This window comes from Lentisphaera profundi (assembly GCF_028728065.1).
GTDB lineage: Bacteria > Verrucomicrobiota > Lentisphaeria > Lentisphaerales > Lentisphaeraceae > Lentisphaera > Lentisphaera profundi.
Genome location: NZ_CP117811.1, coordinates 2228853 through 2241357, shown reverse-complemented (window position 1 = coordinate 2241357; position 12505 = coordinate 2228853). Strand labels below are relative to the sequence as shown.

Annotated in this window: 10 protein-coding genes; 4 read left to right on the top strand and 6 right to left on the bottom strand. The window is 38.9% G+C overall.

Going from position 1 to position 12505, the window contains the following annotated elements; all coding sequences use genetic code 11:
* Nucleotides 1-4 precede the first annotated feature (4 nt).
* Nucleotides 5-901, bottom strand: a complete 897-nt coding sequence (locus tag PQO03_RS09030; RefSeq protein WP_274149692.1) for a polysaccharide deacetylase family protein — start codon at nucleotides 899-901, stop codon at nucleotides 5-7.
* Between the two features lie 528 nt (nucleotides 902-1429).
* Here PQO03_RS09030 and PQO03_RS09025 point away from each other — a divergent pair.
* Nucleotides 1430-2587, top strand: a complete 1158-nt coding sequence (locus PQO03_RS09025; RefSeq protein ID WP_274149690.1) for a type II secretion system protein — start codon at nucleotides 1430-1432, stop codon at nucleotides 2585-2587.
* A gap of 179 nt (nucleotides 2588-2766) precedes the next feature.
* Here PQO03_RS09025 and PQO03_RS09020 read toward each other — a convergent pair whose 3' ends face one another.
* The 5 genes from PQO03_RS09020 to PQO03_RS09000 all read right to left on the bottom strand — a co-directional run bounded on the left by PQO03_RS09020 (nucleotide 2767) and on the right by PQO03_RS09000 (nucleotide 8667).
* A complete protein-coding gene (locus tag PQO03_RS09020) occupies nucleotides 2767-3810 on the bottom strand; it encodes an aldose epimerase family protein (RefSeq protein WP_274149688.1) in 1044 nt (347 codons plus the stop codon).
* A gap of 99 nt (nucleotides 3811-3909) precedes the next feature.
* Nucleotides 3910-7716, bottom strand: a complete 3807-nt coding sequence (locus PQO03_RS09015) for an FtsK/SpoIIIE domain-containing protein (protein WP_274149686.1) — start codon at nucleotides 7714-7716, stop codon at nucleotides 3910-3912.
* Nucleotides 7713-7928: a hypothetical protein gene (locus PQO03_RS09010; RefSeq protein ID WP_274149685.1), complete on the bottom strand. Its 216-nt coding sequence runs from the start codon at nucleotides 7926-7928 to the stop codon at nucleotides 7713-7715. The genes PQO03_RS09015 and PQO03_RS09010 overlap by 4 nt, the downstream gene beginning before the upstream one ends.
* Entirely contained in the window at nucleotides 7925-8392 is a 468-nt protein-coding gene (locus PQO03_RS09005; RefSeq protein ID WP_274149683.1) for a hypothetical protein, read from the bottom strand. The genes PQO03_RS09010 and PQO03_RS09005 overlap by 4 nt, the downstream gene beginning before the upstream one ends.
* 2 nt (nucleotides 8393-8394) lie before the next feature.
* Nucleotides 8395-8667, bottom strand: a complete 273-nt coding sequence (locus PQO03_RS09000; RefSeq protein WP_274149681.1) for a WXG100 family type VII secretion target — start codon at nucleotides 8665-8667, stop codon at nucleotides 8395-8397.
* Nucleotides 8668-8829: 162 nt separating this feature from the next.
* On the opposite strand from PQO03_RS09000, the gene PQO03_RS08995 reads away from it, so the two are divergent.
* From PQO03_RS08995 to secD, 3 genes are all read left to right on the top strand, one after another.
* The gene (locus tag PQO03_RS08995; RefSeq protein WP_274149680.1) at nucleotides 8830-9297 is read left to right on the top strand and encodes a hypothetical protein; all 468 of its coding nucleotides are present in this window, start codon (nucleotides 8830-8832) and stop codon (nucleotides 9295-9297) included.
* A gap of 168 nt (nucleotides 9298-9465) precedes the next feature.
* Nucleotides 9466-9783, top strand: coding sequence for a preprotein translocase subunit YajC (gene yajC / locus PQO03_RS08990; RefSeq protein ID WP_274149678.1), 318 nt, complete (start codon nucleotides 9466-9468; stop codon nucleotides 9781-9783).
* Nucleotides 9784-9795: 12 nt separating this feature from the next.
* Nucleotides 9796-12504, top strand: a complete 2709-nt coding sequence (gene secD, locus PQO03_RS08985; protein ID WP_274149676.1) for a protein translocase subunit SecD — start codon at nucleotides 9796-9798, stop codon at nucleotides 12502-12504.
* The last annotated feature ends 1 nt before the right edge of the window (nucleotide 12505 follow it).

Here is a 12505-nt window from a genome sequence, read left to right as displayed (position 1 = left end):
ATCCCTACCAGTTAGATCTAAAAATATCGCCTTGACGCTTCAGTGACTTATTTCCCCATAAAACATGGCGACCCAGTTCTAAAGGGTTGTCAATGGGCAAGAAGTTCTTTCGTTTTTTTACTGTAATACCAAAATCAAAGTCCGCAGAGGCTCTCAAAGTATCCTCATTATAATTGCCGTTGGGATAGGCAATGATTTCACTTTTTGAGCCTAGTATATCTTCTAACGATTGGCTACAGCCTGTGATTTGCTCAGCTTGTTGTGCATAAGTGTATTTATCCAAGATATAATGATTCTTAGTATGATTTCCAATATGCACATATTCATGCTTAGAAAAGTCTTTTAGTTCATTAATTGTCAAAGGCCTGTCTAACTCACCCTGTGGAACAAAACAGTCCTCGCCAAAGCGTTTTTTTAATTCAATCACGAGTTCTGGGTGTTTGAAAGACTTTAGCTTGCCTTGTTCTTTTGAGATCGCTTTGCGCTCTAAGCCCTGTTTACTCAGTTCCCTAAAGACAACATCCCACCAAAAGCATTCTTGATTAATGACATTATCAGTTGTAATAAAAAATACGGCGGGGGTTTTATACTCTTCTAAAAGAGGTAAAACATAGGTGTTGTTGAAATAGCCATCATCAAAAGTAGATAAGATATATTTTCCTTCAGGCGATAAATCTTTTAGATCTTCAGGACTGATAAATTTATATCCAGCATCCAAAAAATATTCAATAAACCAGCGATAGACATCGAGGGTGACGTATTGCTGAGGGTCTATGAGTTTATGCTGAAATTCTTCTTCATTTTTAAAAATCGAGTGAAATAAAAATGTTAATAAGGCCGGTTCATCTCTATTGACGTATGACTTAGTTTGTCTCACCAACTCTTTAATAATTTTAAACAAAATTCACCCCGTCTTAATATAATTTCAGCATGTTAAACCCACAAATAAGACTGGAAGAATTTTAATCAATTCTAACCGTGACAATTCTGATGAAAATAGTCTCATTTAGAGACTGGTACTTAAGTATCAATCAAGTTAGGAGGAGGGAGCTCTATGTACGGACCATCGCCCATGTAAATATAAATGAATCCTTACGGATATTTAGGTATCGGTCAATAGGGTGGTTTTTGAGTGCTTAATCACCAAGATAATCCTCTCGATGTATGATTGATAGAATCAATAGAAAATCATGGTGCTATTGAATCAGTATGAGGTGTTATTTTTTTCACACGGCAATAAAGAGTATTAATGAAAAATTAAAAAACCACCATTAATCCTTAAAGTGTTGTTATTAAAAGTTTTATGTTAATTATTTTATTCGGTATTGAACGTATTGCTTGTGTAGTTCCTGGTGTGATTATACTTTTAATTAGTGAAAAATTATTTGTGATAAAATGATTACATTACTAAAAAGTAAAGGAGATTAGGATGAAACAGCAAAACAAGAAATATTTCTCAATATTTGAAATGTTAATCAGCTTAACAATCGTGACAATATTAGCATCGTTAATAGCAACAAGTTTTATTCACATTCGCGATGAAGCGAAAAGAACAACTTGCTTGAATCAATTAAAGCAAATTCAGCAAATGGTAGAAGTAGCCAAAAAAGATTTGAATATGGATATGCCAAAACTAGATAGTTTTTCCGATTTTAGTTTTTTGGAAGCTTATATAGATGAAGAGAATTATGGAATAATGATATGCCCATCAGATTCTGTGCGCCTAGATCTTGGATTGAATGATTTATCTGATACTTCATATTTCGTAGTACCCACAAAAAAGATGGTAGAAAGTGAAGACGCCATGGATATGTCGACTTTAGCAATAGAAGAGTACATGGTCATTTACGATAAGTTGGCAAGCTTCCATGATGATCTATATAATATTGTTTATCTTCATGGAGGAGACAATAACTTAGCAGGAATTGCTAGGTCTAGGGGGTCCGAACCAACTGAGCCTCTAACGGTTCGATCTATTCCAAATGAGCCTCCAACGGTTCGATCTATTCCAACGGAAGCTCCAATAGTCCCTCCAACTATTATAATTCCTCCAGGTGGAGGTAACACGATTGTAGCAGGAGAAGATATGGACGTGGTCTTGGAGCTTGTAGGTTCAGGTTATTCATCGAATACAGTTAAATCAAATATTAATCTTGATGGTGCACCGATGAATTGGCTCAATGAAGATGGCGATGAACATACCGATCAAGTCGTTGGAGTTGAAGGCTTGAATTTGTCTTTGACTATCAGTGAAGGAGCAAGTATTCAGGTGAATGCTTCTGCAGCTCATGATTCGAATAATTTACAAAATTCGGATAATTTACAGGTATACCGTGACGGCGACTATGTATCAAATTTAGATGGCTATAGTGGGCAGTTATCTGTAAAGGATTTTCTAGCGGATTATATAGATGAAAATGGTCGGGTAACTCTTGAAGATAATCAGGTTATTTTTTTAATGGAACTCGGGACCACAAATACCAATAAAGCCTATTTTGATATGCAGGATGTGGTAGTTGTAGCGACCTTTACAGCCGCAACAAAAAATGAACTCGAAGAAATGGTAGAAGAAACTATTGAAAAATAATTCTTAAACTAAAAAAGCCTTCAGCTTAGCTGAAGGCTTTTGTGTGCCTGTGAAAGAAGTACTTTTACAAAGTTTATAAATGGAGAAAATCGTAGAAGTATCTTAGTGCTACTAGGATTTGTTATCCAAGGAGCTGAGTGTGTATTTAGCTGTCACGATGAAACGACCCCTACAGAAACTTATTTTACACTGAAAGAATAAATTGTTTTACTAGAGAAAGGCTCTCCTGCTTTGAGCAGTGTAGAAGGGAAGTTTTCTTGGTTAGGCGAATCGGGAAAATGCTGTGTTTCTAGGCAGAATCCTCCGCGTTTAATATAAGTTTCTCCATTCTTGCTGGCGAGTCGGCCATCGAGGTAGTTTGCTGTGTAGAATTGAATTCCCGGCTCTTCTGTGAAGACTTCGAGGTAACGACCTGACAGGCTCTCGTAAACACTTGCAGCGAGACTCATTTTTTCATCAGTATTTTTATTTAGAACAAAGTTATGGTCATAACCATTGCCAAATTTTATTTGTTCATGATCGGAATCAATATCGGTGGTTATAGCTTTCTCTTTAGTGAAATCAAAAGGGCCGTTTGCCACTTCCACAATGGCTCCCGTGGGGATTGCAGTAGAGTCGGTGGGGGTGTAGTGATCGGCATTAATGAACACAAGATGATCTAATACGTCTCCTTGCCCTTCTCCTTTTAAGTTGAAGTAGCTGTGATTTGTAAGGTTGATATAGGTGTCTTGATCACTAGATGCTTGATAATAAATTTCTAAGTCATTATTGTCCCAGAGTTTGTACTCCACTGTGAAAGCGACATTGCCGGGATAGTTTTCTTCTCCATCGGCAGCTATGTAGGAAAGTGAGAGTCCCGAAAATTCTTCTCCACTGATTGCTGTGGGAGACCAAATAACTTTATCAAGGCCAATATTTCCGCCATGAAGATGGTTCTCACCATTATTAATCGCAAGCTGATAAGTTTTATCATTTAAAGTGAATTTACCTTTGGCAATACGATTGGCAAAAGGACCTGCAATGGCGCCGAAGTAAGGTTTGTCTACAGCCGTAAGGTATTCATCAAGGCTGTTATGACCGAGGGCAATATCCGTGAATTCACCTTGATTATCAGCCGTGATTATAGAGGTGATAATTGCACCATAATTTGTAACTTTAACAATAGTGCCTTGCGTATTTTTAAGGGTATAAAGCTTGATGGATGTGAAGTCTTCGATGCTCATATTTTTATATTTCCTAGCTAATTTTTATTGGAAAAGATAGCTTCGGAGTTTCCCAATACAACGCTTATGACTTGTTTAGTTCAAGGGGTTTGGGTGGCTTTAGCCTTTGAAAAATGTGATCGCAGGTAGTTCAAAAGGCCTGAGTTTTTGAATAGAACCATTATGATCTTGGTAGAGAAGAGCCGTATGTAGTTCCAGCTTAGCGGCATCACTTCTATCAATACAGGATAAAGAGTCAGTTTGAGACATTTGTGTAAGTATGCGATAATCAAAATCCTGTAGACGTTTGTTACTGAGGATGCGCAAGTAACTGGAGAAAGAGTCGCAATGTAAGAAAAAGTGGATGTGATTTTCTGGGCCGAGTTGAATGAGCTCATCAAATTTATCTGCAGGAGTCTTTTCTGATTCGTCCCATGAGAAATCGTCTTGTTTTTGGAGCTGTCTAAAACGCTGCAGATTGGCGGAAAAAACATAAATCGGACTTGGGTTATTTTGATCTTGTCTACTTTGCAAAATTTTATATAAATCGTCAATTAATACTTCAGCTTTAGCTGGATAAGCCGTGTTGATACTGCTACCTATTAAATTGAAATAAGCTTGGTATTGTTCATCATCCTGCATGCCGTTGAGGAAGTAGAATTGTGATTCAACGTGGTGTTTTTTGGCTAAGCTAAGGGAACTCATAAAAATACTTAAGCAAGTTTCTTTGCTAGAAGTAATCAGTAGTGCATTTTGACTCGGTGATGACTTGAATGTGATTTGTTTACTATCTTCGATGGCACAGGGCTCACCTAGATAAAAAGTATTTGCATCGGGGGCATCTAAGTAGGCTTTACAAGTTTCTAGTTGTGCCGGAACATTGCCTTCAAATATGAATGGGTGGCCATGTTTTTTGTTTCTAAGACGACTTAATTCTTTATGATGTATATCTTCGCTTATCCAAGCTGTTTGGAATGGTGAGTTGTGTTCTGGTAGACCTGAATGACTATTGAGGATGGCTTCGCCAGGACGAGAAAGTAAGCGGGCGGCATTATTATTTTCGTTAAAAATCAGGTAGGAATCACTTTCGTTACATTGCAGTGCAATTCTGATCCCCATTTGTCCCATGGTAGAGCGAGGTAAGGTTTGTGTGCCACCCAAAGTTTGTGACCCCAGTAGAACGTGAATGCCAAAAGCACGGCCTTGGCGCACAATGCGATCCAATAGTAGGATTGCATCTTTTGCGAGATTATCATCTTCGGTGAAAAACTCTTGGAATTCATCTATCACCAATAGTATACGGGGCATAGTTTTCTGTGAGTTGTCTCGGAATTGGCTAATGTTTTGAGCATTGAGACTGCGGAATTTATCGCCTCGATCTTTGAGTTCTTCATCAATTTTGCGGAGTACGCTAATGCCAAACTCACGATCTGATTCAATGGCAATCGCACGTGCATGAGGTAAAGCTTCATTTGCATAGCTTTTGAATTCGACGCCTTTTTTGAAATCGATTAGGAAAAACTGTAGCTCATCGGGAGAATACTTGATAGCCATGTTGGTGATGATTACGTGGATTAAGTTTGATTTTCCCGAGCCAGTTTTTCCTGCTAATAGGCAATGCTGAGCCGTGCCATGTCCGAAAGATAGTTCTTGATGACGTGTGCCAGTGAGACCGATCGTTACGGATAAAGAGTTCTTGGTGCTGGATTTCCAAAGGGATTTTTCTTGGATTTTCGAAAAGGGGATTTTGACGGAAGAAGCGGCCGAAGAAGCTGAACCAACTTTTTTTATTAAATCATTCATGAGCTCTGGTGCCGGAGCAGGGCTGAGATTGAGTTGAGTTTGCTTAAAGAGAGATTTACGCCATTCAAAGCTATCCTCTTTAGGTTCTAAAAAGATGCAATGATTTTTGATTTCATCCACACGTAAGCCCCCAGGGATAGGGTGATCGGGGTTGTGGTGGATGATAAGATATACACCGCAGCGAGCACCATTTTGGGCGATAATAATTAGACGCTTTATGGCTTCTTCAGAAAAGTTAAAAGGGAAGTCTGCAATGGCGAGGAAATGAAAAGGTTCCGCGATTTCACCTGCAGCGAGGTTATATTTACAGATATTAGAATATTCATTGCGCAAGTATTTTTGAATAACCGTTTCGAGATGTTCATTTAAATCGCCAAGGACTTGATCAATGGCGGATGTTTTTGTACTTATTTTTCCGCCAGTTAAACTCTCTTGGTAGTCGTTGAGGTGCATGAAAGCAGCAAAGTTTTCTCCGAGAGATAGAGGATCAATAAAAGTGAAACGAGCTTTTCCTGGGGGGATAGTAAGTAATATACGTAGGAGTGTATTACTCAATAAACGTAGCGCAGGGGCACGTTTTGAAGAATCAGCATCTATATAAAGGGAAGCGTTATTGGGGAGTTCAAGAAGGGTCGGGACAGTGATACTCTCGGGCAATTGCTCTTTGACAAAGCTGTCGTCAGGGTATTTCAGTTGTTTATAGAGTGGCACATCGATGGAGGAGAAGGCTATTTGGTTGTGGAAATCAATTTGAGGACTCCATGAATCTTGGGCCTGTTGAAAGTTAGGGAAAAGTAGATTTTGAAATTTCTGACTTTCTTCGATACTGTGTTTTAAGTCTGTACACGCGGTGATAATTTCATTTTTAGCTAGAGCGGACTGTTCTTTGAGCAGTGTTTTAGCTTGCTCTTCAAAGTTGATTATGTTTTGTGTGTGGTCTTCTTCAAGTTGACGACTTTTTTCTTTAGCATTGACGTCATGCTGATCCCATAGTTTTTGCCTTTCTTTGAGTACTAATTCTAGCGCTTTATTTCCAATGGCTTCAATTTCATGGATTTTTTCATAGAAGCCCTTGGAGATTTTATCCATTTCAACAAGTTGTTCAATTTCAATTAAGCGAAGTTTTTCTTCAAGCTTAATATCTTCATTTTTTTGGATTTTCATAAAACCATTCTTTGCATCAATTAAGCGCGATTCATTTTTACTTACGGCTAATTCTTGGCAGAAAACCAAGAGGGGGCTAAGCTGTGCTTGAGCAGTGGATGCTTGAGATAAGAGTTTATTTAGTAGATGTTTACGAAGTAAGACTAATAAACTGAGGATGAATAAGCTAATTCCCGCAGAAAGAGCAGGGTATAGAAATGGAAAGAAATCGGGTTTATAATTATAAGAAAAGAGAAGTAAAGGGGTGTGGATAATGATGACGATTGAGTAGGCGATTATAGGGCTAATTATCTGAAAAAGCTTAAAAATGAGTTTATTTTGTATTTTCGTTTTAAGGTCTTTTAGCTTGAGTTGTAGCTGTGCTACTTTACTAGAAACATCTTCGTACATGAGGGTTGTTAGAGCTAGATCGCGATCGAATTCTTTATCGTCTCGTATGAGGTCTTCTAGAGCTTCGTCAGTGAAGACGGGCTCTTGTAAACGGCCATGTTTCTTAATGAATTTAGTGGTTTCTTCGAGGAAAGAATGCATCGCTTCAAGGGTGAGCATTCGTTCGGAATGTTGGTCATCGGAAATTTTGACGTTTGTGTCGCAGGTTTCGCGGTGCTCTCGACAAGAATCTGCCATTGCACGACGATCAATATCTCCGATGGCGTTGTATTTATTTTGAATGAGCATTTCTTCTTGACGCAGAGCATTTTGAATTTTTTGAACTTCGTCTTGCTGTTTTCTTTTTATTGTTAAAACTTGATCTCTAAACAGCTCTTCAATTGCTTGTTTTTGTTGCACAGAGTCATTAGAGATGGAATTATTTTTGGTATTGAAAATGCGGTGCTTGTTCTCTAAGTCATGCGCTTGTTGATCTTTGAGCTTTTCAATTCTAATTAGAGCTTCATTTTGACTGTGATTAAGCTCAGCTAATTGTTTCTTTAGTTTCTCTGGAGTTAGAGGAAAAATCATTGTTCGAACTCCTCTTTGAAGTGTCGGAAGATTTGTTCTAGTTCATCAAGGCTATCAAGTGTTAAGTTTAAATGGCGTCGAAAGTTTTTGAGGTAGATACGATCAAATTCTAAGGCTTTGTCATCCTTCCAATGGTTTTTTAGTTTGAGCCATTTTTGTTGATTGATTTGGCTCAATTCGAGGAGATGTTGTCGGTGTGTAAGGAAATTCATAGCTCTTTTTTAGCCTTTATTTGAGTGTACTCATCGAGAGTTTTTAGCTTTTGCAAGAGTGATTCACTTGCGCGTTGGATTTCAAGGTCTGTGTATGAGCGGAATTTAATGATCTGTACATGGTGAGGTTCGAGTAGTGCGGGCAACTTTTGCTGCCACTTTTGTAGGATAGCTTTTTTCTTGTCGAGCTCAATGAGTTTATCTTTGGCACGTTGTAATATTTCCTTGGCTTCTGCCGATGGGCGGAAACCTGAGTTTTGTTTGGTGCTTTTAATGAGTTCTTGGCAGTGCAAGATTTGCTTGTTAATTTGTTGAGGGAGCGTTTCTTGAATGGTTTTTTGGCGACGGAATATTTCGTTGCGGATCTCACTTGCGGCTTGAGTGATTTGCTCACGAGATTTTTTTAAGTGCCCTGCAAATTGTTCTAAAGCATCAAAAGAATTAATGTTTGCTTTGTTCGACATAGTTATCTTTGTTTTAAGTATTCATCAATTTTATCGGCTTTTCTTATAAGCAAAGGGGCTTGGTCATTAGAACATTCAACGAATTTTTTAAGACTTTTCATTGCGCGTTCAAACTCTTCAGCAAAGCGCACTTGCTCTTGATCTTGCCAAGTTTCCCCTAAGGCCTTGTAGCGGCCTCTTAGGGAGAGCATGCGGTTCTGTAGTTCTTGATTAAAGTTTTTCAATTCTGATGCGAATGCACGTACTTGTGAGGGGTCGATAGAAGCTTTAGCCATGAGGGAGTCCTTGATTACCTTAATTTAAGCTAGTAATTGAGAGAGGAGAATTCCAGTTGAATAAAAAAAAATCATCTTAAAACTTGCTAAATGCGAAGGTGATATTAATAAATAAGTTCAAAGTTTTTCATAAAGCAAAAAAATATGTGGATATAGAATGTTATGAAGTTTGGTATATTGCTCGTTTTAGTGTTGTTTTTTAGTTCATGTTCGTGGCTTGCGGAAGAAGAGCCCGCTGTCGAGGAGTCCACTGTAAATGAAAAAACGGCAGAGGAGGAATTTAAAGAAAATAACGCTGAGCTTTTTGAAGATGAGAATGAAGCTCAACGTAAAGAATATTTAAAGAGTATGCGGAGCTCCCAAGAGAGTGGTCAATTTTATAAAGATGATAAAGTCACTAATTACGCCTTAGTTACCAGGAAAATGAGTCGTCAAGAATATGAACGAATACGGGCACAAGCGGAGTTAGGTGATGAGGATGCGTGCATTCAAATGGCACAGATTCATAAGTATGGATATTATGGGGCAGGACCCAACTTAGCATTGACTAAGAAATGGTTGGAAAATGCCGCCGACCTAGGCTCTGTTAAAGCGAGGCTTCATTTGAAGCATCTAGAAAAAAACCATTGATCTATTCTACAGGTGGGATGTGATTTAGTGATTTTATTAATAAATCATGTATTAAAAACCGATATTTACTCGGACGAAGACCTTGGATGACTGGAGAATTCTGCAAGTGGGCCTACACTTGAAGGTTTGAAATAAAATTTAATCTAGAGAATATAGGATATTTAGTTAATGAACTACGATTTACTTGCCCAGGCACAAAAACAGAGTAACCCCGCAGAGATGGTGAAAACCATCGCAATTTTTGTTGTTTTTTATGCCATTTTTTACGTGATAATTTTACGACCACAGAAGAAGAAAGTACAGGCTCATAAGCAGCGTGTCGCATCACTCGTCACAGATGATCAAGTGATTTTGGAAGGTGGTATTTATGGATCAGTAAAAGCCATTGAAGATGGTATCTTACAAATTGAAATCGCTGAAAAAACAGTCGTGAAAGTCGACCAAAATGCGGTTCGTTCAGTAGTTAACGATAGCGAAAAGAAGTAATCGAGGAATAAAATGTCTAAATCAGTAAAATACCGTTTATTTGCGGTTCTTATCGTTCTTGTATTATGGTTGATGGAATCGACTCCCTTAAAAAATCAAGATTTGTTTGAGCATGTACGCAAAGAGTCTGCCAAGGCTTTGCAAACTAAAGTCAATGATGTCGAAGCAGGGAAACTCGATAAGCAGCTGGCGGAGTTGATTGTTGCTGCCAATGAAGATAATACCGGTGACAAGGCTCGAGACCTTAGAGCACTCAGGAAGGTTAGAGATAAATACATCTCTACTGAAGAAGCCGAAACTTTTAACAAAATTGTAGATCAAGCTGAAGCTGATTTCAACGCAGGTAAGAAAAAACAAATAGATTCCCCTGTTCCAATGAACCCTTCGGAATCTTTGATGTACAATGCACGTAAAGAGAGCTTGCAGTTATTTAAGTTTTTCGGCATGCCGCGTTTTTCTAATAGTAAAGTTGTTAGTCGTCTCCAAGGTGAAGTGACTGGACGTTTGAAATTAGGTATTGACCTTAAAGGTGGGGTAGAATTCATCGTAGCTTTTGATCCTGCTGAATTGGAAGAGGCAGACGGTACTGCAATCGAAGTTCGTGATAAAATTGTTGAAGTTCTGAAACGTCGTATTGATAGTAAGGGTGTTGCTGAAGCAGAGATTCGTCCTTTTTCAGACAATACAGTACTTGTCCGTGTGCCAGTTGTTAATGATGAAGAAAGAAATGCAATAGCATCTTTAATTACACGTCAGGCGGAACTTCAATTCCGCGCGCTTCATGAGGCTCGTCCTAATGGACCTAAACTTGCAGAAGACATCGGCTATGAAATGGTCTATGGTAAAGAAGATGAGTCAGGTCGACCTCCTGAAGTTTATCTTTTGAAAACAGAATCAGAAATGACTGGTAAAGATATTGTAAAAACATCTTATGGCCAAGATCAAAATGGTAGCTGGATCGTAAGTAAAACTTTTAATCAAGCAGGTGCCGCTGAATTCGGTAGAGTTACTGAACAATTTGTGGGTAAACGCTTAGCTATTGTTTTAGATGGTGTTTGCTATAGTGCACCAAGAATTAATACTGTAATTAACGGCGGTTCTGCTCAGATTGACGGAATGGAAAGTATTGAAGAAGCCGCAGGCTTAGCTCTAGTACTTCAGTCGGGTTCATTGCCGGTTAAGATCAATATTGATGGTGAGTCCCGCACAGATGCGACACTCGGTGCCTCCTCAATAAAAAGTGGCGTTTTAATGACGATTATCGGTGTGATGGGCGTGATGCTCTTTATGATCTGGTGGTACAGACTCCCGGGTTTATTTGCAGCTGCAGGTCTTGTAATCAACTTAGTATTGCTTGCGACATCGATGATGATTTATGGTGCGACATTCACGTTGCCAGGTATTGCGGGTATTGCTTTAACCTTAGGTATGGCAGTTGACTCAAATGTACTTATTTTTGAACGTATTCGAGAAGAGTTAGCCACAGGACGAATCGCAGATAATGCCACTCGCGAAGGTTTCGCTCGCGCATTTACAGCCATCTTTGATGCTAATATAACAACATTTATCTCAGCCTTGATTCTTTATAATTTTGGTACTGGACCCATTCAAGGTTTCGCAATTACACTCTCAATCGGTATCATCACAACGATGTTCACGGCGCTTTTTGTATCGCGTATTTTCTTTGATTGGATGAATAACGGTGCTCGCGGCGACAAGAAAATGATTTCGGGCCTAGGTGAAGCGAAGAAGTGGAATATCAATTTCTGGAAGAACCGTAAGAAAGCTTACCTTATCTCAGGAACTTTATGTGTGATCTCTATTGTGACTTTAGTTAGTAAAGGATCAGATGCATTAAGTGTAGACTTTACTGGTGGTACAGCGCTTTCTTATAGCGTAACTGGTGAGCCTCCTACTCAAGAAGTCATTGCAAATGCTCTTAGTTCAGAGCTGAAGGTTAAGAGTCCTCGTTTGGCATTTAAGACAGCCGTCGGAACAGAGGGCAAGAGTTTGGAAGTTGTATTTAAAGACCTTCCAGGAGAGGATTCTGATGGATTTGCTAAAAAAGTAGATGCCTTACTCACGAAGCTTGGTTCAGAGACAGGTGCCACTTTTGTTAATACTGGTGGCGAAAGTATTGGCGGCCTTGTAGGAGCTCAGTTTAAAAGCAAAGCTATGGGTGCAATGTTATGGGTAATGGCTGCGATCTTTATCTATATCACATTTCGATTTGAAAGTGTCTTTGCGTTTGGCGCAATCGCCGCTTTAGCTCACGATGCTTTAATTGCAGTAGGAATTTTTGTCCTTCTTGGGAATCAAATTTCACTTCCAATTATTGGTGCAGTTCTGACTATTATGGGTTATTCACTGAATGATACAATTGTCGTCTTTGACCGTATCCGAGAGAAGTCTGGTGATATCAAGAAGAGATCTATTTTTGAGATTGTGAATACGGCAATTAACGACATGCTTGGACGTACGATCATTACTTCTTTAACAACTTTGTTTGTCGTCATAGTTCTTTGTTTAGGTGGCGGAGTACAAGAGTTTGCAACAGTACTGACAATTGGTATCGGTATCGGTACTTTTTCTTCAATCTATGTAGCGGCACCAATTGTTTGTAATCGTATGGCAACACAGCTTGAACGTATCTCTGCAGAGCGTGATGAGCGTGATATTAAGCGTCAAAACGATCAAACAGTTTTTCAGGAAGAAGCGTAAA

Excerpts from the sequence above, each read along its gene's own strand:
- PQO03_RS09025 (WP_274149690.1), top strand. The coding sequence starts at position 1,430 with ATGAAACAGCAAAACAAGAAATATTTCTCAATATTTGAAATGTTAATC.
- PQO03_RS09020 (WP_274149688.1), bottom strand. The coding sequence starts at position 3,810 with ATGAGCATCGAAGACTTCACATCCATCAAGCTTTATACCCTTAAAAAT.
- PQO03_RS09015 (WP_274149686.1), bottom strand. The coding sequence starts at position 7,716 with ATGATTTTTCCTCTAACTCCAGAGAAACTAAAGAAACAATTAGCTGAG.
- PQO03_RS09010 (WP_274149685.1), bottom strand. The coding sequence starts at position 7,928 with ATGAATTTCCTTACACACCGACAACATCTCCTCGAATTGAGCCAAATC.
- PQO03_RS09005 (WP_274149683.1), bottom strand. The coding sequence starts at position 8,392 with ATGTCGAACAAAGCAAACATTAATTCTTTTGATGCTTTAGAACAATTT.
- PQO03_RS09000 (WP_274149681.1), bottom strand. The coding sequence starts at position 8,667 with ATGGCTAAAGCTTCTATCGACCCCTCACAAGTACGTGCATTCGCATCA.
- PQO03_RS08995 (WP_274149680.1), top strand. The coding sequence starts at position 8,830 with ATGAAGTTTGGTATATTGCTCGTTTTAGTGTTGTTTTTTAGTTCATGT.
- yajC (WP_274149678.1), top strand. The coding sequence starts at position 9,466 with ATGAACTACGATTTACTTGCCCAGGCACAAAAACAGAGTAACCCCGCA.
- secD (WP_274149676.1), top strand. The coding sequence starts at position 9,796 with ATGTCTAAATCAGTAAAATACCGTTTATTTGCGGTTCTTATCGTTCTT.